Below are 21,978 nucleotides of genomic sequence, written 5' to 3' on the forward strand. Positions count from 1 at the left end.
GTGCCCGCCGCCCGCATTCGCCACCCGCTAATGGACGAGAGAAGATTTATGACTCATTACCTGGTCGTAACGGCCATCGGCACGGACAGGCCTGGCATCGTCAATGAGGTCACCCGCCACGTCAGTGGTTGTGGCTGCAACATTGTCGACAGCCGTCTTGGCATCTTCGGCAATGAATTCACCTTCATCATGCTGCTGTCCGGTGACTGGAACAGCCTGATGCAGCTCGAGATAAGCCTGCCCCTGCGCAGTCAGGAGTGGGACCTCATCACCATGATGAAACGCACCGAGCGCCACCAGTCGCTGCAATACGACATCAGCGCCAACGCCGAGATCCTGATCCGGGACCAGCCGGGCATCGTAAGCCAGTGCACCCAGTTCTTCAGCGATCACGGCTGGGACATCCAGGCCATGCAGACCATCACCCTGGAGCAACAGCCGTTCAACCTGCTCAAGGCCAGCTTTCAGCTCAATCTGGCCAAGCAGGGAGAAGCGGCTGGCTCGCAGACGGCCTTCGCCGGATTCTGTCGTGAACTGGGCGCAGAATCGTTCGAATTCATCGTCAATCACAAACACGCCTGACGGCTCATCCAAGGAGATCCCATGCAACCTTTATCCGCTGGCAGCCTGGCCCCCGATTTTTCCCTGTCCGATCAGGACGGCAACCAGGTACGCCTGGCCGACCTGCGCGGCAAGAAAGTGCTCGTCTATTTCTACCCCAAGGCGATGACCCCGGGCTGCACCACCCAGGCCTGCGGCCTGCGCGACGTCAACGCCGAGCTGGCCGCCCTCAATGTGGTGGTACTCGGCATCAGCCCGGATAGCGCCAAGCGGCTGAAAAAATTTGAGGAGCGCGACAGCCTGAACTTCCGCCTGCTGGCCGATGAAGATCATGCGGTGGCCGATGCGTTTGGCGTCTGGGGCCCGAAGAAGTTCATGGGCAAGGAGTATGACGGTATCCATCGGCTCAGCTTCCTCATCGACGAAGAGGGCAAGATCAGCCATCGTTTCGACAAGTTCAAGACCAGCGATCACCATCAGGTGGTGCTCGACCTGCTCAAGGGCTGAACCCCAGGCGGGAGTGTCGATATGAAAAAGGGCCTGCAAGCGCAGGCCCTTTTTTATTCGCATCTCGCAGCCCTTCCGCATTGCAGACGGGGGGGCACGCGATCTCCCCCATTCGGTCACCTGCCCGGATGAGGGGCGGCAGCCTTGTTGTTTTCCATGGCGGGGCTGTGTGCATCCATAACGGGATGCCTTGGTGACGGGTCTTTCGGCACAAGCCAAATGACGCCCTTATTGTTGCGCCAACGGGCCAGAAAGCAAGGTGCCGGCCGTTACATTTAATTAACCAACCCGCGTCTGCGTTGATTTAGCGCCCCGCAATCTCGCCAACCTCCCCTGCCAGATCAAAAAATTCATCCTATATATGGGTTAACGTGACCCCAGTTTCATTTTCCAGTGAGAAAAGCCCATGAACATGAGCCACACCGAACGTCTGATCCTGAGCAACCAGTACGAGATCCTGGCCAAACTCAATCCGGAGAAGGCGGCGTTTTACCAACGGGCCAGCACCATCATCGAGCGCGGCTACTGCCTGCAGATCCTCGAACTGGAGAAGAGCTTCGGTCATCTGGAACTGGCCACCTGCCAGGAGGTGATCGACACCCTGGAGTTGCACCATGCGCTGGCCATCTCCTGGGGCAACCTGGACGCAGCCGATCAGGGCGAGATCAATGCCAGCCGGCTGGAGTTCAACGGCTACAGCCGCAGCCAGGAGCGAGAGCTGGCCGATTACGTCTGCTTCCTGCTGGAGGTGGACAAGCGCTTCCCCGAACTCAAATGCCCCTGCGACGAGCTCTCCAGCGACATCGCCATGCGTGACAAGTACCAGCGCATGCTGGCGGTCTGGCGCCAGTGCCCGCGCCAGTACAAGCTCTCCATCCAGGAGATCCGCAAGGTATTGGCGGCCTGATCCGGCAGCCATGAAAAAGGCGCCGCGAGGCGCCTTTGTCCGGTTGGCAGGCCCGTGGGGCCTCACTCGTAGAGGAAGGATTTGTCCAGCTGCTTGAAGGCGGCGTTGAGGGTATCGGCCAGCTCTTCGTATCTCGGCTGGGCCACCAGTTGGCGACGACCGCCCTGTTCGTTCATCTTGCCGTTGATCTCGCGATACCAGCTGGCAAGGGAAGGCGGCAGCCGGGTATCGGCACGCTGACCGAGCCAGTAGTAGCCCTGCAGCGGCAGGCTGAGCAGAAACAGCACCGAGGTCATGACGGAAGGCCAGTAGTGCTGCTCGCCAAACTGGAACTGCAGCATGACGCTGAGCACTGCCAGCGCAGGAATCACCTTGAGGGCGAACTCGGTGGCCTTGATCACCCGATTCTCCGGGAACATGGAATTAAGCTCGGGACGGCGGGGCCAAAGGGTCATATAATGACGGCCTTGCTGTAACTTAGTTCCAAAAATGTTCATGCTCATGCTACCTCCGAGCTCTTTTTGAACGTATTAACGGCAAAACCACGACAATATTTGATGCGCAATAACAAAGGTTGAGGATGACTTTGTTATTTTTCAACAATCGGGTTATCCTTTGTACGCCCAATTTTTGCGCCAACGGCCTGCCGTTGAGCCGTCAGGGACGTCTGGATTTCGGGTCTTGTATCACTATACAAGGGGCAAGCAACAGATTGCCAACCCTCATAAGGATAAGTTGAAAGTTTTTGGACACAGCGCGTCCAACGCATCCTCCTACACAACCCAATCTGCGATAGGATTTATTCATGAGTAAGCTGGTTCTTGTTCTTAACTGTGGCAGCTCTTCCCTGAAGTTTGCTGTCATTGACGCAACCACCGGTGATGACCTGCTGTCCGGCCTGGCCGAGTGCTTCAACCTCGACGACGCCCGCATCAAGTGGAAACTGAACGGCGAGAAAGGCAGTGCCGATCTGGGCGCCGGTGCCGCTCACCAGGAAGCGCTGGACTACATCGTCAACAAGATCCTGCCGCTCAACCCGGAGCTGTCCAAGAACCTGATCGCCATCGGCCACCGTGTCGTACACGGCGGCGAGCGCTTCACCTCCTCCGTGCGCATCTGCGACGACGTGATCGCCGGCATCGAAGCCGCCGTACCGTACGCCCCGCTGCACAACCCGGCTCACCTGATCGGTATTCGTGAAGCCCGTCGTGTGTTCCCGGCGCTGGCCGAGAAGAATGTGGCCGTATTCGACACCGCTTTCCACCAGACCATGCCGGAAGAAGCCTTCCTGTACGCCCTGCCGTACAAACTCTACAAAGAGAACGGCATCCGTCGCTACGGCGCCCACGGCACCAGCCACTACTACATCAGCCTGGAAGCTGCCAAGCAGCTGAACAAGCCGGTGGAAGAGCTGAACATCATCAACTGCCACCTGGGCAACGGCGGCTCCGTCTGCGCTATCAAGAACGGCCAGTCCGTCGACACCTCCATGGGTCTGACCCCGCTGGAAGGCCTGGTGATGGGTACCCGCTCCGGCGACATCGATCCGGCCATCATCTTCTTCCTGCACGACAAGCTGGGCATGAGCGTTGATCAGATCAACACCATGCTGACCAAAGAGTCCGGCCTGCAGGGTCTGACCGAAGTAACTTCCGACTGCCGTTTCGTTGAAGACAACTACGACAGCAAAGAAGAAGCCAAGCGTGCCATGGACGTTTACTGCTATCGCCTGGCCAAGTACATCGGCGCCTACGCCGCCGCCATGGACGGTCGTCTGGACGCCGTGGTCTTCACCGGTGGTATCGGTGAAAACTCCGCCCCGATCCGTGAAATCACCCTGAACAAACTGGGTCTGCTGGGCTTCGACGTCGATCACGACGCCAACCTGAAGGCTCGCTTCGGCAAGGGTGGCGAGATCACCAAGGCTGGCTCCACCAAGGCCCTGGTTATCCCGACCAACGAAGAGTGGGTCATCGCCCACGACGCGCTGGAACTGGTCGGCGCATAATTTCGCTGTAGAGCAAGGCCGCCCAAGGGCGGCCTTTTCCTGATCCCAAAAATGAACAAGGGGTATAAAGTGGCACGCACTATTATGCTTATCCCGGTCGGCACTGGTGTCGGCGTAACTTCCGTGAGCCTTGGCGTCGTTCGCGCCATGGAGCGTCACGGTGTCAATGTCAGCTTCTTCAAACCGGTCGCTCAGCCGCGTCCGGGTGAAACCGGTACCGAGCGTTCCACCGCCGTGATCCGCGCTGCAGCCAACATCAACCCGCCCGAGCCGTTCGCCCTCTCCTACGCCGAGAACATGATCACCTCCAGCAACACCGACATCCTGCTGGAAGAGATCGTGGCCCGCTTTGAAGAGCACGTGAAGGCCAGCGGTGCCGAAGTGCTGGTCATCGAAGGCATGGTGCCGACCGACAAGCAGCCGTTTGCCAACAAGCTGAACTACGACGTCGCCAAGGCGCTGGACGCCGACATGGTGTTCGTGACCCACCCGGGCAACGACTCCAGCCAGAAGCTGAAAGAGCGCATCGAACTGGCTTGCTCCAACTTCGGTGGCGTCAGCAACCCCCGCATCGTGGGCTGCGTCATCAACAAGGTGGGTGCACCGGTTGACGAGCACGGCGTGACCCGCCCCGACCTGACCGAGATGTTCGAAGCCCATCACCACGGCGCCGACACCGCTCACAACCTGGAAGTACTGCAGGTATTCGGCAAGAGCCCGCTGCGCATCCTCGGCTGCATCCCCTGGAACACCCAGCTGATCGCCCCGCGCGCCAAGGATCTCGCCAAACACCTGGCTGCCAAGATCCTGCACAAGGGTGAGCTGGACAGCCGCCGTCTGCAGACCGTGACCTTCTGCGCCCGCTCCATCCACAACATGATCGAGCACTTCCGTCCGGGCAGCCTGCTGGTGACCTCCGGCGACCGTTCCGACGTCATCGTCTCCGCCTGTCTCTCCGCCATGAACGGCGTCAAGCTGGGCGCCCTGCTGCTGACCGGCAACTATCACCCGGAACCCCAGGTGATGGCGCTGTGCCAACAGGCCATGGCTACCGGCCTGCCGATCATGATCACCGGCACCAACACCTGGCAGACCGCCGTCAGCCTGCAGAACTTCAACGTCGACATCCCGGAAGATGACCGCGAGCGTATCGAGCTGGTGCAGGACTATGTGGCCGGCCACATCGACAAGCACTGGATCGAGTCTCTCTCCGCCAAGTCCACCCGCTCCCGTCGCCTGAGCCCGCCGGCTTTCCGCTACCAGCTGACCGAACTGGCCCGTCAGGCCAACAAGCGCGTCGTGCTGCCGGAAGGGGAAGAGCCGCGGACCATCAAGGCTGCCGCCATCTGTGCCGAGCGTGGCATCGCCCGTCCGGTGCTGCTGGGCAACCCGGAAGAGATCCGTCGCGTCGCCGAACAGCAGGGCGTGGTACTGACCGACCGCGTCGAGATCATCGATCCGGTTGCCGTGCGCGAGCGCTATGTGGCCCGTCTGGTCGAGCTGCGCAAGAACAAGGGCATGACCGAAGTGGTTGCCCGCGAACAGCTGGAAGACAACGTGGTACTGGGTACCATGATGCTGGAGCGCAACGAAGTCGACGGTCTGGTATCCGGCGCGGTGCACACCACTGCCAACACCATCCGTCCGCCGATGCAGATCATCAAGACTGCCCCGGGCTCTTCCCTGATCTCCTCCATCTTCTTCATGCTGCTGCCGGATCAGGTACTGGTCTACGGTGACTGCGCGATCAACCCGGATCCCACTGCCGAGCAGCTGGCCGAGATCGCCATCCAGTCCGCCGACTCCGCTGCCGCCTTCGGCATCGAGCCGCGTGTGGCCATGATCTCCTACTCCACCGGCACCTCCGGCGCCGGCGCAGACGTAGAGAAAGTGCGTGAAGCGACCGAACTGGCCAAGGCCAAGCGCCCCGACCTCATCATCGATGGTCCGCTGCAGTACGATGCCGCCATCATGGAGAACGTGGCCAAGTCCAAGGCGCCGAACTCCCCGGTTGCCGGCAAGGCCACCGTGTTCGTGTTCCCGGATCTGAACACCGGCAACACCACCTACAAGGCGGTACAGCGCTCCGCTGACCTGGTCTCCATCGGCCCCATGCTGCAAGGCATGCGCAAGCCGGTCAACGACCTGTCCCGTGGCGCCCTGGTGGACGACATCGTCTACACCATCGCCCTGACCGGTATCCAGGCAGCCCAGGCCGAGTAATCGTCCGAGGTTCTGCCTGCTGAAAAACCCGCCGCAAGGCGGGTTTTTTTATGGCTGATTTGGGGAAATGTTGATCCGCAAGATCAAATCGGGATCCTGGCAGGATCCCCTGCTCGGCGACGGGCGCCAGTCCCGCAAGGGCGGCGGGATAAGCAAACACTCACACCCGCCAGAGTCGATTGCACAATTGCGCCCCAGCGCAGATCAGATCAAAATATCCTTTTAAGATCAGTACACTAACGCCAGACACACCGCTAATCTACAGAGTTTTCCACAGCTTTTGTGGATAGTTTACCGATCATTTGAAAGAAAATGACAGACTCGTGCCAGCCCTCCATTCCACCAAGCGCCCACAAGAAAGGGGCTCCGAGGAGCCCCTTTAACCTGCCTGCTGCCAAGCGATGGCTCAGGGACGCAGCGCCTTGTCGGCGCGAGAGATGCCACACACCCCGGAGCGCACCACTTCGACAATCTCGTTGGTCTGGGCGGCGGTCTTGATGAAGGCATCCAGCTTCTCGCTGGTCCCCACCAGCTGCACCGTGTAGAGCTCGGGAGTGACGTCGACGATCTGGCCGCGGAAGATATCCGCCAGCCGTTTCAGCTCGTCGCGACCACCACCGGCGGCGCGCGCCTTGACCAGCGCGATCTCCCGCTCGATGTGCTCCCCTTCGCTGAGATCACACACCTTGAGCACGTCCACCAGCTTGTGCAGCTGTTTCTGGATCTGCTCCAGCACCCGCTCGTCCCCCATGGTGACGATGGTCATGCGCGACAGGGTGGGATCCTCAGTGGGGGCCACCGTCAGGGTCTCGATGTTGTAGCCGCGCTGGGAGAAGAGGCCCACCACACGGCTCAGGGCGCCGGATTCGTTCTCCAGCAGAACGGAAATTATATGTCTCATCAGGTTCTCTCCGTCTTGCTCAGCCACATCTCGTCCATGGCACCGAACTTTATCTGCATTGGATAGACGTGCTCATCCGGGTCGACCGAGATGTCCATGAACACCAGCCGATCCTTCATGGCGAAGGCCTTCTCCATGGCGCTCTCCAGCTCCGCCGGATCGCTCACCGCGATGCCGACATGGCCATAGGCTTCCGCCAGCTTGACGAAGTCAGGCAGGGATTCCATGTAGGAGTGACTGTGGCGACCGCCGTAGAACATCTTCTGCCACTGCTTGACCATGCCCAGTGCACGGTTGTTGATGGAGATGATCTTGATGGGCACCCCGTACTGCATGCAGGTAGAGAGCTCCTGAATGTTCATCTGCACCGAGCCGTCGCCGGTGACGCAGCAGACCACCGCATCCGGGTTGGCAAACTGGGCCCCCATAGCGGCCGGAATGCCGAACCCCATGGTGCCGAGGCCGCCCGAGTTGATCCACTGGCGCGGCTTGGCAAACGGGTAGTAGAGGGCGGCAAACATCTGGTGCTGACCCACGTCGGAGGCCACGAACGCCTCCCCCTTGGTCACCTTGTAGAGGGTCTCGATCACCTGCTGCGGCTTGATCAGGGTGGGGTGGGTCTCATAGGCCAGGCAGTTGCGCGAACGCCACTGGCCGATCTGGCTCCACCAGTCCGCCAGCGCCTGCTTGTCGTTGTCGAAGCCGCACTCGCGGATCACTTCCAGCATCTGCTCCAGCACGGTTTCCACCGAGCCGACGATGGGCACGTGAGCCTGCACCGTCTTGGAGATGGAGGTGGGATCGATGTCGATGTGAACTATGGTGGCGTTGGGGCAGAACTTGGCCACGTTGTTGGTGACGCGGTCATCGAAACGGGCACCCACGGCGAAGATGAGATCCGCGTTGTGCATGCTCTTGTTCGCTTCGAAGGTACCGTGCATGCCGAGCATGCCGATGAACTGCGGATGAGTGCCAGAGAAGGCCCCCAGCCCCATCAGGGTGGTGGTCACCGGCAGGTTCAGCAGCTCCGCCAGCTTGGTCACCAGGTGATCCGCATTGGCATTGATGGCACCGCCACCGACATACATCACCGGGCGGCTCGCCTCCACCAACAGCTTGGCGGCACGCTTGATCTGGCCCTTGTGACCCGACTTGGTCGGGTTGTAGGAGCGCAGGGAGACCGTATCCGGGTACTCGTAGGGGAATTTCTCTTTCGGGTTCTGCACGTCTTTGGGCAGATCCACCACCACCGGCCCCGGGCGGCCGCTGGCGGCAATGTAGTAGGCCTTCTTGATGGCCTCGGGAATGTCGCTGGCTTTCTTGCACAGGAAGCTGTGCTTCACCACCGGGCGGGAGATGCCGATCATGTCGGTCTCCTGGAACGCATCCTCCCCGATCATGCTGGTCGGCACCTGGCCGGACAGGATCACCAGGGGAATGGAGTCCATGTAGGCGGTCGCGATCCCCGTGATGCAGTTGGTGGCACCGGGACCCGAGGTCACCAGCACTGTGCCCACCTTGCCGGTGGAGCGGGCGTAACCGTCCGCCATGTGCACCGCGGCCTGCTCGTGCCGCACCAGGACATGCTCCATCTTGCCGTTTTCAAAGAGAGCGTCATAGATGTCGAGCACTGAGCCACCAGGGTAGCCGAAAACGTGCTCAACTCCCTGATCTTCCAGCGCTCTAACCACCATCTGGGCGCCTGATAACATCTCCATGATAAAGCCCTCCAGGCTTTGCTCCGTTAAGCGAAAGCTATCGGCAGTCCGCTGCTTCCCGGCACCGCCGGCCCGTGCGTTGTTGTTGTCTGAATACGGACCCGGCGAGTTCGGCGCTGTCGATAGTAGAAAAATAGGTTTTTTCCATCATTCACCCGCAAAGCGGGTGAAAAACCAACTTAACCCGCTTGTGAACGGTTGTCCACGGCTTTGTCTGACCACAACAGTCATAAATTTCAAACAACTATTAACATTCAGTGACTTGCTGGAAAGGGTGGGAACAATGCGGGGAAGATGGGTGGCAAGCCAGCGGATCATGCTGCAACAGGCGCCAAAAGCGGAAAAAAAATGGCCCACCGCCAGGGTGGGCCTTGGTGGCAGGCTGCGGATCAGTGATCCTGTTCCGGCTCCGCCAGCCAGATCTGCTGATCCGGATCCGTCTCTTCGCAGACCGAGATGCTGACCCCCATGTCCAGCAGCTCGTGCAGGGTGAGATTGTCCGCCAGGTTCATGGTGTCGCCGTTTTCATTGGTAAAGCGCATGGTGTCCGTCCTCTCCTTGGTGGGATCCCTCTCAGTCTAGTCAAAGGCGCTCACTTGCGATAACCAGCAACTACTGAGTGCACTCCCCTCCTCCAGCTCGCTCAGCCGATCGCACACCTCCTCCGGAAACAGGGTACGGGCCCACAGCCGGCGGGAGAGATCCGCCACGCTCTCCTGGGCACCGGCGGCGAGCCAGCCGGCCAGCTCCCCCGCCACATCGGGGTAGCAGATCTGGCCCGGGGCCGTCGCATCCAGCCAGGCCCGCACTGCGTTGGCATCGAGCGCATCCATCAGCCGCGCCAGCCCCATCAGTTCGAGGGTCTTGCTGTTGGTCAGCTGCTCGAACTGGCCTCCCAGCGGCTTGACCAGCAGCTTTTTGCCAAGGGAGAGCGCCTCCGAGGCGAGCTCGAAACCACCGTTGGTGATGACCCCGCGACAGCCAGCTAGCACCTGCTTGAACGCCTCACGGGCCTGTGGCTCGAAGCGGATGTTGCGCCACTGGCTGGCACTGCGAATGGCCGGATGAAAGCAGACGAAGCGTTGCTGGTTGAAGCGCGACAACAGGGCCGCGATCGCCTCGGTCTGCTCGAACGGCAGATAGACCAGGATCTGCTGGTTGTCGGGCCCCTGGCTGATGGGATCTATGATGGGCGGCAACAGGGGCTGGCCAAAGTGAAACCAGTGCAGCCCGAGCGACTGGCGCACCGGCGCGAAGTGGCGCATCAGCTGGCGGTTGAAGCCGCTCTCCCCCCAGCGTGGAATGGGCCAGTCGAAGCTCGCCTGATGGCTGATGGTGAGGCTCGGCTTGCCCCAGCGGCGAGCGGCATGGGCGCTGATAGGCTCGAAATCGCTGATGACGAGGTCGTAGTCGCGACAATCGAGCGCTCGCATGTCGCGCCAGAAGCGCAGGGGCGAGAGCCCCTTGAGGGTGCGCCAGTTCGAGATGGCCCCCTCATGGCTGACGAAGGTGATACCGGGAAAGGTGCGGTAGTCGCCGAATTCGGCCATCTCGAAGTAGCCGTCCGCAGGACGGCCGCTGAACAGATAGTCCACCTCGAGACCACGGGCCCGCAAGGCCCGCGCCAGGGTACGACTGCGACTGATGTGGCCGTTGCCGGTCCCCTGCACACCGAACAGTATCTTCATCCCAGCCCCCACATGAGCGCCAGCAGGGCGCAGCCACCGCCGAGCAGGGCACCGGCTACCAGGTCACTCAGATAGTGCACCCCCAGCAGCAGACGGGACGCCCCCACCAGCGCGGCCCAGACGAACAGCAGCGGCGCCCAGAGCGGGAAGCTGGCCGCCAGTACGGTTGCCATCAGGAAGGCGGCGGCGGTGTGACCCGAGGGCAGGCTGTAGCGGTCGGAGGGGGTGATGAAGACCGGCAGCCCCACCGGGCGCTGGCGTTTGAGGGCATTCTTGAGCAGCAGGTAAAGCGGCAGCTCGAGGGCGAAGGCGAGCAGCGCCAGCTTCACCAGTTCGCGTTCGGCTTCCCCCTGCCACCAGAGCAGGGCCGCCAGCACGGCGTAGAGCGGGCCGTCACCGGTACGGGAGATGAGCCTGCTGATCCTGGCCTGTGGCCGGTTGTAGGCGTGGAGCAGGCAGATGCGGCACACCTGCAGGTCCCATTGCTGGATCTTGTTCATAACCCCTCCTTCCCTAGCGTCTCAGAGCAGACTAGGGCGGTGGGGTGACACTTGGTTGACGTTCAAATAACAAATTTATGAAAAAAGGGCCGAATGGCCCTTTTTGCTACCAGCGTGGCAAATGATCAGTTCAGGGTGCCGCGCAGGCCGTTTTCCATCAGGCGGCAGTTGTGATCCGCCAGGCGAGCCATGAAGTGCTCGTCCACGGTCAGGCCGAACACCTGCTCGTAGAGATCCTTCATCACGAAGGGCTGCCACATCATGCTGAGGAAGGAGATCTTCAGCATCTCGGGATCCAGGTTGTCACCCAGTTCACCGTTGTTCTTCATGGACTCCAGCAAGGCATCGAACTGGGGCAGCTGGCGTTCCAGCAGACGGTTCAGCACAAAATCCCGACCCGGACTCTTCTCGGTCGATAATGCGCTGGAGATGGCGGAGGTCAGCTCGCTGTTGGGCGCCATCACCTGGTAGTAGGTATTGAGCAGATCGTTGAGGCTGCGGTTGCCGGTCTCGTCGTGCCAGGCCTGGTCGAGCGGCTCGGCCACATCCCCCAGCACCGCCTTGTAGAGGCCCTCTTTGCTGCCGAAGTAGTAGTGGATCATGGCCAGATTGGAGCCAGCCAGCTCGGCGATCTCGCGGGTCGTCACCTTGCTGTAGGGGGTGTTCAGAAAACGCTCGCGAGCGGCACAGAGCAACTTGTCACGAATGTCAGAACGTCCGACCGGACGACCAGGTCTACGTTTTTCCATTTAATACCTCGGATAATTCAGCAGAAACTGACAAGTCGATCTGATTGTACAGATGATCGAGTACAGCAGGAATGACCAGATAATCGGGCAAGGGCCGAATATGGGACAAGTAAATTTGCACTCCTTTACAATCCGATTAAATAAACCAGCGAAATGAACCGGGTGTGTACGGTTGACACAGCATAAAAATCTCGATATTGGTAAAAGCGTTATCGACTGCAAGGATTGATTCATCATGCGTATTGCCGCTCCGCTACTACTAATCTCCCTAATCGCGACCTCTCGCGCGGGATCCTTGTAGCCGGGCTCAGGCATAGCCGGAATTTACAAAAACCCGTGCACCCTGCACGGGTTTTTTTATGCCAACGCAGGATGCACGTCACCGAACTTAGGAAGAGGGAAGTCACATGTCAGATCGGGTCATCATATTCGACACCACCCTGCGCGATGGTGAGCAGGCCCTGGCGGCCAGCTTGACGGTCAAGGAGAAGCTGCAGATCGCCCAGGCGCTGGAACGGCTCGGTGTCGACGTCATGGAGGTGGGGTTCCCGGTCTCCTCCCCCGGCGACTTTCAATCGGTGCAGACCATTGCACGTCACATCAAGCAGAGCCGGGTCTGTGCCCTCGCCCGCGCCCTGCCCAAGGACATAGACGCCGCCGGCGAGGCCCTGCGGGTCGCCGACGCCTTTCGCATCCACACCTTTATCTCCACCTCCTCCATCCACGTCGAGAGCAAGCTGAAGAAGAGCTTCGGGGACGTGCTGGAGATGGGGGTCAGCGCCATCAAGCACGCCCGCCGCTATACCGACGACGTGGAGTTCTCCTGCGAGGATGCAGGCCGCACCCCGATAGACAACCTGTGCCGCATGGTGGAGGCCGCCATCAAGGCCGGCGCTCGTACCATCAATATTCCCGATACCGTGGGCTACACGGTGCCGACCGAGTTCTCCAGCATCATCCAGACCCTGTTCAACCGGGTGCCCAACATCGATCAGGCCATCATCTCGGTGCACTGCCACGACGATCTGGGGCTCTCGGTGGCCAACTCCATCGGCGCCGTGCAGATGGGCGCTCGCCAGATCGAGTGCACCATCAACGGCATCGGCGAGCGGGCCGGCAACTGCTCGCTGGAAGAGGTGGCAATGATCCTCAAAACCCGCGCCGACCTGCTCGGGGTACACACCAATATCCGCCACAGCGAAATTCATCGCACCAGCACCCTGGTCAGCCAGCTCTGCAACATGCCGGTACAGCCCAACAAGGCCATCGTCGGGGCCAACGCCTTCTCCCACAGCTCCGGCATCCATCAGGACGGCGTGCTCAAGGCGAAAAATACCTACGAAATCATCACCCCGGAGAGCATTGGCCTCACCCAGAACAACCTCAACATGACCTCCCGCTCCGGCCGCCACGTCATCAAGCACCGGATGGAGTCCATGGGCTACGCCGAGAGCAGTTACGACCTCGACGATCTCTACGCCAAGTTCCTCACCCTGGCCGACAAGAAGGGGCAGGTGTTCGATTACGATCTGGAGGCGCTCGCCTTCTTCAGCCAGATCCACGAAGAGCCGGAGCACTTCAAGCTGGAGTACCTGGGTGTGCAGAGCGGCAGCTCGGTGATGGCCACCGCCTCGGTGAAATTGAAGGTGGGCCAGGAGATCGTCAGCGAAGCCGCCACCGGCAACGGCCCGGTGGATGCGGTCTACCAGTGCATCAACCGCATCACCGGCTACGAAATCAGCATCGACAAGTACGAACTCAAGGGCAAGGGGGAAGGCAAGAACGCCCTCGGCCAGGTCGACATAGTCGCACAGTACAAGGGCCGCAAATTCCATGGCATGGGCCTGGCCACCGACATCATAGAGTCCTCCGCCCAGGCGTTGATCCACGTGATCAACAGCATCTGGCGCGCCGATCAGGTGGCCGAACAGATGGAACGCAACGTCGCAAAAACAGACAAGATCAATACGGAGAGCGTGTGAGTATGAGCAGTTATCGGATCGCAGTATTGCCGGGTGACGGCATTGGCCCGGAAGTGATGGCCGAGGCCGTCAAGGTGCTGGAAAAGGTGCAGGCCAGGTTCGGCTTCACTCTCGACTACGAGCGCCATGACGTGGGCGGCATCGCCATCGACAACCACGGCACCCCGCTGCCCCAGAGCACCATTGCAGGCTGTGAAGCGGCCGACGCCGTGCTGTTCGGCTCGGTAGGCGGCCCCAAGTGGGAGCATCTGCCCCCCAACGATCAGCCGGAGCGCGGCGCCCTGCTGCCCCTGCGCGCCCACTTCAAGCTGTTCTGCAACCTGCGTCCGGCCCGCATCTACACCGGCCTCGAGCAGTTCTCGCCGCTGCGGGCCGACATCTCGGATCGCGGTTTTGACATCGCCTGCGTGCGCGAGCTGACCGGTGGCATCTACTTCGGTCAGCCCAAGGGGCGTGAAGGGGAAGGCCCCACCGAGAAGGCATTCGACACCGAGGTGTACCACCGCTTCGAGATCGAGCGCATCGCCAAGATAGCGTTCGAGTCGGCCCGGGTGCGCAAGGCCAAGGTCACCTCCATCGACAAGGCCAACGTGCTCGCCTCCTCCATTCTGTGGCGCGAGGTGGTGACACAAGTCGCCAAGTCCTATCCGGACGTGGCGCTGAATCACATGTACATCGACAACGCCACCATGCAGCTCATCAAGGATCCGTCCCAGTTCGACGTGCTGCTCTGCTCCAACCTGTTCGGCGACATCCTCTCCGACGAGTGCGCCATGATCACCGGCTCCATGGGGCTGCTCCCCTCCGCCAGCCTGAACGAATCGGGCTTCGGACTGTTCGAGCCGGCCGGCGGCTCGGCCCCGGACATCGCCGGCAAGGGGATCGCGAACCCCATCGCCCAGATCCTCTCCGCCGCCCTGATGCTGCGCTACAGCCTCGGCCAGGAAGCCGCCGCCCAGGCCATCGAGCTGGCCGTGGCCCAGACCCTGGCCGAAGGCTACTTCACCGCCGACCTGCATCAGGCCAGCGCCAAGCACCCGGTGCAGAGCACGGCCGAGATGGGCAGCCAGATCGCCGCGCGCATCTGACCCCACGGCATAGATAACAAGGAAACCGAGCAATGGCCAAGACCCTCTATCAGAAAGTATTCGACGCCCACGTGGTGCGGGAAGTGGAAGGGGAAACCCCACTCATCTACATCGACCGCCACCTGGTGCATGAAGTGACCAGCCCGCAGGCATTCGACGGCCTGCGCGCCATGAACCGCCAGCTGCGTCGCCCGGATCTGACCTGGGCCACCATGGATCACAATGTCTCCACCACCACCAAGGACATCGCCGCCTCCGGCGAGATGGCCCGCATCCAGATGGAAACGCTGGCTCATAACTGCAAGGAGTTCGGGGTTCGCCTCTACGACCTGAACCACAAGTACCAGGGGATCGTCCACGTGATGGGCCCCGAGCTCGGCATCACCCTGCCCGGCACCACCATCGTCTGCGGTGATTCCCACACAGCCACCCACGGCGCCTTCGGTTCGCTCGCATTCGGCATCGGCACCTCCGAGGTGGAGCATGTGATGGCCACCCAGACCCTGAAACAGGGCCGTGCCAAGACCATGCGCATTTCGGTCAACGGCAAGCTGGCCGAAGGTATCAGCGCGAAAGACGTAGTACTGGCCATCATCGGCAAGGTCGGCCATGCCGGCGGTACCGGCTATGTGGTGGAGTTCGCTGGCGAGGCCATCGAAGGGCTCACCATGGAAGGGCGCATGACGGTGTGCAACATGGCCATCGAGCTTGGTGCCAAGGCCGGCATGATCGCCCCCGACCAGACCACCATCGACTATATCCGTGGCAAGGAGTTCGCTCCCAAGGGCGAGGCGCTGGAGCAGGCCATCGCCTACTGGCAGAGCCTCAAGAGCGATGCCGATGCCAAATTCGATGCCGAAGTGGTGCTGGACGCCGCCGACATCGCCCCTCAAGTGACCTGGGGCACCAACCCGGGTCAGGTGATCGCCGTCAATGAACCCATTCCGGCGCCGGAATCCTTCAGCGATCTGATGGAGCAGCAATCCGCCCGCAAGGCCCTCGCCTACATGGACCTGCAGCCTGGTCAGAAGCTCTCCGACGTCGCCATCGACAAGGTGTTCATCGGTTCCTGCACCAACAGCCGCATCGAGGACTTACGCGCCGCCGCCGCCATCGCCCGCGGTCGCAAGGTCGCCGCTGGCGTGCAGGCGCTGGTGGTGCCGGGCTCCGAGCAGGTGAAGGCCCAGGCCGAGGCCGAGGGGCTCGACAAGATCTTCATCGAGGCCGGCTTTGAGTGGCGTCTGCCCGGCTGCTCCATGTGTCTCGCCATGAACAACGACCGGCTGCAACCGGGGGAGCGCTGCGCCTCCACCAGCAACCGCAACTTCGAGGGGCGTCAGGGCCGCGCCGGCCGCACCCACCTGGTGAGCCCGGCCATGGCCGCCGCCGCCGCCGTCACCGGCCACTTCGCCGACATTCGCGCGCTGTAAGAGGGGTTGAGGATGAAAGCATTCAAAGAACACGGACGGCCCTTCGCCGTCACCGACATCATCTTCGCCGACATTCGTGCACTGTAAGAGGGAACGTACATGACAGGTTTCAAACAGCATAAAGGGATCGTCGTTCCCCTCGACAGCGCCAACGTCGACACCGACGCCATCATTCCGAAGCAGTTCTTGCAGAAGGTCAACCGCATCGGCTTTGGCAAGCATCTGTTCCACGACTGGCGCTTCCTGGACGATGCAGGGGAGCAGCCCAACCCCGAGTTCGTGCTCAACCAACCGCAGTTCGCCGGCGCCAGCATCCTGCTGGCCCGCGAGAACTTCGGCTGTGGTTCGAGCCGCGAGCACGCCCCCTGGGCGCTGGCGGACTACGGCTTCAAGACCATCATTGCCCCGAGCTTCGCCGACATTTTCTACGGCAACGCCATCAACAACGGCATGGTGCCGGTGCGCCTGAAGGAGGAGGAGGTCGACGCCCTGTTCCAGCTGGTCGCCGCCCAGCCGGGCATCGAGATCGAAGTGGACCTGGAAGCCAATCAGGTGCGGGCAGGTAGCCTCACGTTCGACTTCGAGATCGATGAGTTCCGTCGCTACTGCCTGCTCAACGGGCTGGATGCCATCGGCCTGACCCTGCAGCACGAGGCCGCCATCAGCGCCTTCGAGGCGAAACAGCCGAGCTGGATTTAAGCAGCCAATTGCAAAAAACGAGTAGAATCAACAGGGAGCCTTGGCTCCCTGTTTTATTGTCAGGCCTAGGTGCACGCCATGGCCCGCCACTTCTGCATACCCGACGAGACACCTGGATGAAGATGACACTCGCCCTCCCCCTGCTCTGCGGCCTCTGGCTGGCGCTGCCGGTCTGCGCCGGGCAGACCTATTTCAACAGCAGCGGCGGTCAGCTCAACGTCGGCTGGCAGGACAAGGACGGCAAGGTGCAGCAACTCACCTATCGGCTGGAGGCAGGCAAGCTGCCGCCGCTCATCGCCTATCGGTCGGCCCGCATGCAGGAGGACGTGCTGCAGAGCTTGCTGCAGCAGGGAGTGGCCGAGTTCCCCGCCGTGCAGTTCTCCCTCTCCCGCCCCGAGATGGAGCTCAGGCTCAAGGGTCGTCAGCCCGAACAGGTCGCCAAGGCCATGAGCTGGCTCACCCAGCAGCGCGACAAGCAGGAGGCAGAGTGGCTCAAGCTGCACTATTTTCAGCCGTTCACCGCCCCCGACGGTGCCGCCGCCATCAAGCAGGATCACGTGCGCATCGCACTGGAGAGCAGCAGCGAACTGGCGCCGCTGGCCGAACAGCTCAAGCAGCAGGGCAGCACGGAAACCGAGGCGCGCCAGAAGACCACGGCCCACATGCTCGACTTCATTCAGGCCATCCCCTATCAACTGCTCGACAGCCAGTCGGGCCGCCAGGGCAAGGGCTTTCTCAGCCCGCGACAGGTACTGGAGCAAAATCAGGGCGACTGCGACAGCAAGGTGACCCTGATGGCCGCCATGCTGGCCCAGCTCTTTCCCGAATTGAAACAGGCCATGGTGTTCGTACCGGGTCACGCCCTGCTGGGAGTAGCGCTGCCGGCCAAGCCGGGCGAGGCTACCTTGAGCTGGGAAGGGGAAACCTACCTGCTGATGGAGCCCACCGGCCCGGCCCAGCTGGCGATGGGTCAGCTGGCCCCGCCCAGCAAGACCTTCATCGACAGCAAGCAGCTCAGCGTGCAGCCGGTTCGCGCCGACAAATAGGTGGTGGACGTCATGAAAGCGAGGGGGGACAGGCCAAAATGAAAGCGACCAGCGTAGGGCTGGTCGATGGAGGCAAGGAGGTGGATGGCTCAGGCGAGGGACTGGAACTCGATGGCCAGCAAGAGCCCGTCCTCCTCCTCCAGTACCCTGATGATGCGGGCCTGCGCCTCGAAGGGGGGCAACAGGTTGTTGTTGGTGGCCAGGCTCACCCGGATGGGTTGGGTCGTATCAAGCTGGTGCTCCGGCACCGAGATGCCCATGCCGTTGGCGCTGAGATCCCGGCAGACCCCCTCCAGCACCTGCTGCTGCTGGAAGATGGTGACGGGAGCATTGATTATCATGCGCTGGAAGGCGCGTCTTTCCTTGGTGCTGGTGATCACGCAAACATCCTCTGTTGAGCTGATCCATCTCGCTGGCCCGCAGAAACAATTGTGCTGGCCTCCCCCCAAGAACGTTAATACAATGCGGTGCGTTTCTCAAACGGGGTGCGGTCTACCGCTGAGATTATACCCGTGAACCTGATCCAGATAATGCTGGCGGAGGAATTTGAGGCATGGCGCTCGTTTTTGCGCCCTCATCCGCTGGCACCTCATTGCTAAAGGGAGTGCCACCCATGAAAAACCTGCTGCTGGTCGCCACCAGCCTGCTCTCCGCTCAGGCCTTCGCGGCGGATACCCTCACCGTCTACACCTACAGCTCCTTTACCGCCGAGTGGGGCCCGGGTCCCAAGATCAAACAGGCCTTCGAGAAGGAGTGCGGCTGCACCCTCAATCTGGTGCCGCTCGAAGATGGCGTGGCCATCCTCAACCGGTTGCGACTGGAGGGCAAACACAGCAAGGCCGATCTGGTGCTGGGGCTGGACGATGCCCTTGTCAGTGAAGCCAAGCAGAGCGGCCTGTTCGCCGCTCACGCCACCAAGCTGGATGGCCTCAAGGTGCCCGGCGGCTGGCAGGATGACACCTTCGTCCCCTACGACTACGGCTACTTCGCCTTCGTCTACGACAAGGAGAAACTCAAGCAGCCCCCCAAGAGCCTGAAGGAGCTGGTGGTGCGGCCCGACCTCAAGATCATCTATCAGGATCCCCGCACCTCCACCCCGGGCCAGGGGCTGATGCTGTGGATGAAGTCGGTCTACGGTGACCAGGCCCCCGCCGCCTGGGAGCAACTGGCCAAAAAGACGGTTACCGTCACCAAGGGGTGGTCAGAGGCCTACGGCATGTTCCTCGATGGCGAGGCGGACATGGTGCTCTCCTACACCAGCTCACCCGCCTATCACCTGATTGCCGAGCACAAGCCCCAGTATCAGGCCGCGGCGTTTGCAGAGGGGCACTACCGTCAGGTGGAAGTGGCCGCCAAGCTCAATAATGCCAAGCAGGGCAAGCTGGCGGATCAGTTCCTGCAGTTCATGATAAGCCCCGCCTTCCAGAACGAGATGGCGACCGGCAACTGGATGTATCCGGTGATCGACACGCAACTACCCAAGGGCTTTGAGCAGATGATCACCGTAGCTAAGCCGCTCGCCTTCAGCTCTGACGAGGTGGCCGCCAATCGCAAGGGCTGGATCCGCGAGTGGCTGCAAGCCGTTACCCAGTGAGTCGTCTCTTCGTGAAACCTGGGACGCGTCTGCTCTGGTGGCTGCCGGGCAGTACCGCCACCGCCCTGATCCTGCTGTTGTCGCTGGGGCCGCTGGCGGCCCTGTTGTGGCAGGCCGGGGGGCTAGCCCCTCGCACCCTGCTGGCCGATCCCTATCTGCGCCACGTGCTGGGCTTCAGCCTCTGGCAGGCGCTGCTCTCCACCCTGCTGAGCCTGGGACTGGCCATTCCGGTGGCCCGCGCCCTGGCGCGGCGCCGCTTTCCGGGGCGCACCCTGCTCATCAAGCTGTTCGGCCTCTCGCTGGTACTGCCGGTCATCATCGCCGTCTTCGGCATCGTCGCGGTGCATGGCAAGCAGGGCTGGTTGCCGCAACTGCTGCACGGGTTCGGGCTCGCTCCCGGCAACTACCTCTACGGCCTGTTCGGCATCCTGCTGGCCCACGTCTTCTTCAACATGCCGCTGGCCGCGCGTCTCTTGCTGCAGAGCCTGGAGAGCATCCCCGAATCCTCCTGGCGCCTCGCCAGCCAGCTCGGCATGCGCTCCTCCCATATCTTTCGGCTGCTGGAATGGCCGCTGATCCGGGCCCAGCTGCCAGGGCTGGCCAGCCTCATCTTCATGCTCTGCTTCACCAGCTTCGCCACCGTGCTGGCGCTGGGGGGCGGCCCCAAGTCCACCACCCTGGAGGTGGCCGTCTATCAGGCGCTGCGCTTTGACTTCGATCTCGCCACCGCCGGCGGACTGGCGCTGGTCCAGCTCATCCTGACCGCCGCCCTGCTGATGCTGCAGCACAAGCTGCAGAGCAGCCCGGCCAGCCGGATCACCTCTCATCGCCCCTGTCTGCGACCGGACCGTCATCAGCCGGGCAGCGCCCTGGTGGACGCCCTCGCCCTTGCCATCGGGCTGGCGGTATTCCTGCCCCCCTTGCTGGCCATCGTGGTGGCCGGCCTCAATCCCGGCCTGCCGGATGCCCTGACCTCAGGCAAGTTGTGGCTGGCCAGCGGCCAGTCGCTGCTGATTGCGCTGGCGGCGGGCAGCCTGGCCACCCTGCTCGGCAGCGCCCTGCTGCTCACCAGCCGCCATCTGCGGGTTCGGGAGCACAAGCGGCGGGCCGCCGCCCTGTGGGAGACCAGTGGCTCGGTGATCCTGATGATCCCGGCGGTGGTGCTCTCCACCGGCCTCTTCATCCTGTGCATGCCATTTGCCGATGTCTTTGCCCTCGGCCCCTGGCTGGTGGTGCTGGTCAACGCCCTGATGGCGCTGCCCTATGTGCTGCGCACCCTCTCAGCCCCCATGCAGCTGGTAGTGCGCCAGTACGACCGGCTGGCCGACAGCCTGGGGGTACACGGCCTGCATCGCCTGCGACTGGTTGAGTGGCCCCTGCTGCGCCGTCCGCTGGGCCAGGCGGCGGCGCTGGCCATGATCTTGTCGCTCGGGGATCTCGGCGCCATCGCCATGTTCGGCAGCCAGGAGCTCACCACCCTGCCCTGGCTGCTCTATCAGCAGCTCGGTAGCTACCGGCTGACCGAGGCGGCCGCCACCGCCCTGCTGCTGCTCACCCTCTGCTTCTCCCTGTTCTGGCTGGTGGAGCGGGGGCTTGGAGGAAAGCATGCCGACCATTGAGAGACAAAAGACCCGACGCTACCGTCTCGGCGGCTGTGCTGGTCGCTCAAACGCCCCCCTTGAGAGGAAAACATGCTGAACATTGATGAGCTGGTGACCAGCTACCCGGACTGGCGCGTCAGCTTCAGCGCCACCCTGCCCAAGGGGGAGATCACCGCGCTGATCGGTCCGAGCGGGGCAGGCAAGTCGACCCTGCTCGGCATGATCGCCGGTTTCGTGCCGATAGAATCAGGCACCCTCAGCTTCGATGGTGAAGATCTGCTGCCGCTGGGCCCAGCCGCACGGCCCGTGACTACCCTGTTTCAGGATCACAACCTGTTCCTGCACCTGTCGGTATTCGACAACATTGCCATCGGCTTGCACCCCGGCCTGCGCCTGAACGCCGCTCAGCGGGCTCAGGTGAAGGATGCCGCGAACCGGGTCGGCCTCGGCGAGATGCTCACGCGCCTGCCGGAACAGCTCTCCGGTGGCCAGCAGCAACGGGTCGGGCTGGCCCGCGCCCTGGTACGGGGCAAGCCGCTGCTGCTGCTGGATGAGCCCTTCTCGGCGCTCGATCCGGCCCTGCGCCGGGAGATGCTGGCAGAGGTGGCCAGGCTCGCCTGCGAGCAAGGCATTACCGTGCTGATGGTCTCTCACAACCCGGAAGATGCCCAGCTCATCGCCGATCAGGTATTGTTCGTGGACGAGGGGCGCATCGCCCTGCAAGGCAAACCCGACATACTGCAAAACAGCGATCACCCCGGGCTGCTGCGCTACCT

Annotated in this window: 21 protein-coding genes and 1 riboswitch; of the genes, 13 read left to right on the forward strand and 8 right to left on the reverse strand. The window is 62.0% G+C overall.

Translation table 11 applies throughout. The features are described from left to right. Positions 1-48 precede the first annotated feature (48 nt). The 3 genes from G5134_RS10630 to G5134_RS10640 all read left to right on the forward strand — a co-directional run bounded on the left by G5134_RS10630 (position 49) and on the right by G5134_RS10640 (position 1,975). The gene (locus G5134_RS10630; RefSeq protein ID WP_016349586.1) at positions 49-582 is read left to right on the forward strand and encodes a glycine cleavage system protein R; all 534 of its coding nucleotides are present in this window, start codon (positions 49-51) and stop codon (positions 580-582) included. Positions 583-603: 21 nt separating this feature from the next. After that, positions 604-1,068, forward strand: a complete 465-nt coding sequence (gene bcp, locus G5134_RS10635; protein ID WP_017782128.1) for a thioredoxin-dependent thiol peroxidase — start codon at positions 604-606, stop codon at positions 1,066-1,068. Between the two features lie 406 nt (positions 1,069-1,474). After that, the gene (locus G5134_RS10640; RefSeq protein WP_024942265.1) at positions 1,475-1,975 is read left to right on the forward strand and encodes a YfbU family protein; all 501 of its coding nucleotides are present in this window, start codon (positions 1,475-1,477) and stop codon (positions 1,973-1,975) included. Between the two features lie 62 nt (positions 1,976-2,037). Here the strand turns inward: G5134_RS10640 and yfbV are convergent, their stop codons facing one another. Then, a complete protein-coding gene (gene yfbV / locus G5134_RS10645; protein WP_017763829.1) occupies positions 2,038-2,478 on the reverse strand; it encodes a terminus macrodomain insulation protein YfbV in 441 nt (146 codons plus the stop codon). A 302-nt stretch (positions 2,479-2,780) separates the two neighbouring features. On the opposite strand from yfbV, the gene G5134_RS10650 reads away from it, so the two are divergent. Next, positions 2,781-3,983 (forward strand): acetate kinase, encoded by a 1,203-nt coding sequence (locus G5134_RS10650; protein ID WP_005304335.1) that lies wholly within the window; start codon positions 2,781-2,783, stop codon positions 3,981-3,983. Positions 3,984-4,034: 51 nt separating this feature from the next. Next, positions 4,035-6,206, forward strand: a complete 2,172-nt coding sequence (pta, locus tag G5134_RS10655; RefSeq protein WP_017763828.1) for a phosphate acetyltransferase — start codon at positions 4,035-4,037, stop codon at positions 6,204-6,206. 406 nt (positions 6,207-6,612) lie between these two features. Here the strand turns inward: pta and ilvN are convergent, their stop codons facing one another. The 6 genes from ilvN to G5134_RS10685 all read right to left on the reverse strand — a co-directional run bounded on the left by ilvN (position 6,613) and on the right by G5134_RS10685 (position 11,762). After that, positions 6,613-7,107, reverse strand: a complete 495-nt coding sequence (ilvN, locus tag G5134_RS10660; RefSeq protein ID WP_005304342.1) for an acetolactate synthase small subunit — start codon at positions 7,105-7,107, stop codon at positions 6,613-6,615. Then, positions 7,107-8,825 (reverse strand): acetolactate synthase 3 large subunit, encoded by a 1,719-nt coding sequence (locus G5134_RS10665; RefSeq protein WP_017763827.1) that lies wholly within the window; start codon positions 8,823-8,825, stop codon positions 7,107-7,109. The genes ilvN and G5134_RS10665 overlap by 1 nt, the downstream gene beginning before the upstream one ends. Before the next feature lie 389 nt (positions 8,826-9,214). Then, a complete protein-coding gene (locus tag G5134_RS10670; protein ID WP_005304348.1) occupies positions 9,215-9,367 on the reverse strand; it encodes a hypothetical protein in 153 nt (50 codons plus the stop codon). A gap of 36 nt (positions 9,368-9,403) precedes the next feature. Next, positions 9,404-10,513 carry an MJ1255/VC2487 family glycosyltransferase gene (locus tag G5134_RS10675; protein WP_065018647.1) on the reverse strand — a complete coding sequence of 370 codons (1,110 nt, stop codon included), beginning with the start codon at positions 10,511-10,513 and terminating at the stop codon, positions 9,404-9,406. After that, a complete protein-coding gene (locus G5134_RS10680; protein ID WP_065018646.1) occupies positions 10,510-11,013 on the reverse strand; it encodes a phosphatase PAP2 family protein in 504 nt (167 codons plus the stop codon). Before G5134_RS10680 ends, G5134_RS10675 begins: the two co-directional genes overlap by 4 nt. A gap of 125 nt (positions 11,014-11,138) precedes the next feature. After that, the gene (locus tag G5134_RS10685) at positions 11,139-11,762 is read right to left on the reverse strand and encodes a TetR/AcrR family transcriptional regulator (protein ID WP_005304358.1); all 624 of its coding nucleotides are present in this window, start codon (positions 11,760-11,762) and stop codon (positions 11,139-11,141) included. A 407-nt stretch (positions 11,763-12,169) separates the two neighbouring features. Here G5134_RS10685 and leuA point away from each other — a divergent pair, with 407 nt between their 5' ends. From leuA to G5134_RS10710, 5 genes are all read left to right on the forward strand, one after another. Further along, positions 12,170-13,744, forward strand: a complete 1,575-nt coding sequence (leuA, locus tag G5134_RS10690) for a 2-isopropylmalate synthase (RefSeq protein WP_024942261.1) — start codon at positions 12,170-12,172, stop codon at positions 13,742-13,744. 2 nt (positions 13,745-13,746) lie between these two features. Beyond that, positions 13,747-14,832, forward strand: coding sequence for a 3-isopropylmalate dehydrogenase (gene leuB / locus G5134_RS10695; protein ID WP_082970206.1), 1,086 nt, complete (start codon positions 13,747-13,749; stop codon positions 14,830-14,832). A 32-nt stretch (positions 14,833-14,864) separates the two neighbouring features. Continuing rightward, on the forward strand, positions 14,865-16,262 hold the full coding sequence (leuC, locus tag G5134_RS10700; protein ID WP_065018644.1) for a 3-isopropylmalate dehydratase large subunit: 1,398 nt from the start codon (positions 14,865-14,867) through the stop codon (positions 16,260-16,262). A 99-nt stretch (positions 16,263-16,361) separates the two neighbouring features. Next, the gene (gene leuD / locus G5134_RS10705) at positions 16,362-16,961 is read left to right on the forward strand and encodes a 3-isopropylmalate dehydratase small subunit (protein ID WP_017779101.1); all 600 of its coding nucleotides are present in this window, start codon (positions 16,362-16,364) and stop codon (positions 16,959-16,961) included. A gap of 116 nt (positions 16,962-17,077) precedes the next feature. Continuing rightward, entirely contained in the window at positions 17,078-18,007 is a 930-nt protein-coding gene (locus tag G5134_RS10710) for a hypothetical protein (RefSeq protein ID WP_065018643.1), read from the forward strand. An 89-nt stretch (positions 18,008-18,096) separates the two neighbouring features. On the opposite strand, the gene G5134_RS10715 is transcribed toward G5134_RS10710, so the two are convergent. Further along, a complete protein-coding gene (locus G5134_RS10715; protein ID WP_005304376.1) occupies positions 18,097-18,387 on the reverse strand; it encodes a PilZ domain-containing protein in 291 nt (96 codons plus the stop codon). 91 nt (positions 18,388-18,478) lie between these two features. Continuing rightward, positions 18,479-18,569: riboswitch (TPP riboswitch) on the forward strand. A gap of 51 nt (positions 18,570-18,620) precedes the next feature. Here G5134_RS10715 and thiB point away from each other — a divergent pair. The 3 genes from thiB to thiQ form a co-directional block, all read left to right on the forward strand. Further along, on the forward strand, positions 18,621-19,601 hold the full coding sequence (gene thiB, locus G5134_RS10720; RefSeq protein ID WP_065018642.1) for a thiamine ABC transporter substrate binding subunit: 981 nt from the start codon (positions 18,621-18,623) through the stop codon (positions 19,599-19,601). Then, a complete protein-coding gene (gene thiP, locus G5134_RS10725) occupies positions 19,598-21,220 on the forward strand; it encodes a thiamine/thiamine pyrophosphate ABC transporter permease (protein WP_065018641.1) in 1,623 nt (540 codons plus the stop codon). Before thiB ends, thiP begins: the two co-directional genes overlap by 4 nt. 72 nt (positions 21,221-21,292) lie before the next feature. Beyond that, positions 21,293-21,978, forward strand: a 686-nt coding sequence (gene thiQ, locus G5134_RS10730; protein WP_421231996.1) for a thiamine ABC transporter ATP-binding protein, incomplete at its 3' end; no start/stop codon positions are given.

Origin of the sequence: Aeromonas sp. 600276, from assembly GCF_049175815.1 — a bacterium.
Classification (GTDB): Bacteria; Pseudomonadota; Gammaproteobacteria; order Enterobacterales; family Aeromonadaceae; genus Aeromonas; species Aeromonas dhakensis.

Bases quoted from the DNA above. Each gene is read 5' to 3' on its own strand.
- leuA (WP_024942261.1), top strand. From the start codon at position 12,170: ATGTCAGATCGGGTCATCATATTCGACACCACCCTGCGCGATGGTGAG.
- leuD (WP_017779101.1), top strand. From the start codon at position 16,362: ATGACAGGTTTCAAACAGCATAAAGGGATCGTCGTTCCCCTCGACAGC.
- G5134_RS10710 (WP_065018643.1), top strand. From the start codon at position 17,078: ATGAAGATGACACTCGCCCTCCCCCTGCTCTGCGGCCTCTGGCTGGCG.
- G5134_RS10675 (WP_065018647.1), bottom strand. From the start codon at position 10,513: ATGAAGATACTGTTCGGTGTGCAGGGGACCGGCAACGGCCACATCAGT.
- G5134_RS10665 (WP_017763827.1), bottom strand. From the start codon at position 8,825: ATGGAGATGTTATCAGGCGCCCAGATGGTGGTTAGAGCGCTGGAAGAT.
- leuB (WP_082970206.1), top strand. From the start codon at position 13,747: ATGAGCAGTTATCGGATCGCAGTATTGCCGGGTGACGGCATTGGCCCG.
- yfbV (WP_017763829.1), bottom strand. From the start codon at position 2,478: ATGAGCATGAACATTTTTGGAACTAAGTTACAGCAAGGCCGTCATTAT.
- pta (WP_017763828.1), top strand. From the start codon at position 4,035: ATGAACAAGGGGTATAAAGTGGCACGCACTATTATGCTTATCCCGGTC.
- G5134_RS10680 (WP_065018646.1), bottom strand. From the start codon at position 11,013: ATGAACAAGATCCAGCAATGGGACCTGCAGGTGTGCCGCATCTGCCTG.
- G5134_RS10650 (WP_005304335.1), top strand. From the start codon at position 2,781: ATGAGTAAGCTGGTTCTTGTTCTTAACTGTGGCAGCTCTTCCCTGAAG.
- leuC (WP_065018644.1), top strand. From the start codon at position 14,865: ATGGCCAAGACCCTCTATCAGAAAGTATTCGACGCCCACGTGGTGCGG.
- G5134_RS10670 (WP_005304348.1), bottom strand. From the start codon at position 9,367: ATGCGCTTTACCAATGAAAACGGCGACACCATGAACCTGGCGGACAAT.
- G5134_RS10685 (WP_005304358.1), bottom strand. From the start codon at position 11,762: ATGGAAAAACGTAGACCTGGTCGTCCGGTCGGACGTTCTGACATTCGT.
- bcp (WP_017782128.1), top strand. From the start codon at position 604: ATGCAACCTTTATCCGCTGGCAGCCTGGCCCCCGATTTTTCCCTGTCC.
- G5134_RS10640 (WP_024942265.1), top strand. From the start codon at position 1,475: ATGAACATGAGCCACACCGAACGTCTGATCCTGAGCAACCAGTACGAG.
- ilvN (WP_005304342.1), bottom strand. From the start codon at position 7,107: ATGAGACATATAATTTCCGTTCTGCTGGAGAACGAATCCGGCGCCCTG.
- G5134_RS10630 (WP_016349586.1), top strand. From the start codon at position 49: ATGACTCATTACCTGGTCGTAACGGCCATCGGCACGGACAGGCCTGGC.
- thiB (WP_065018642.1), top strand. From the start codon at position 18,621: ATGAAAAACCTGCTGCTGGTCGCCACCAGCCTGCTCTCCGCTCAGGCC.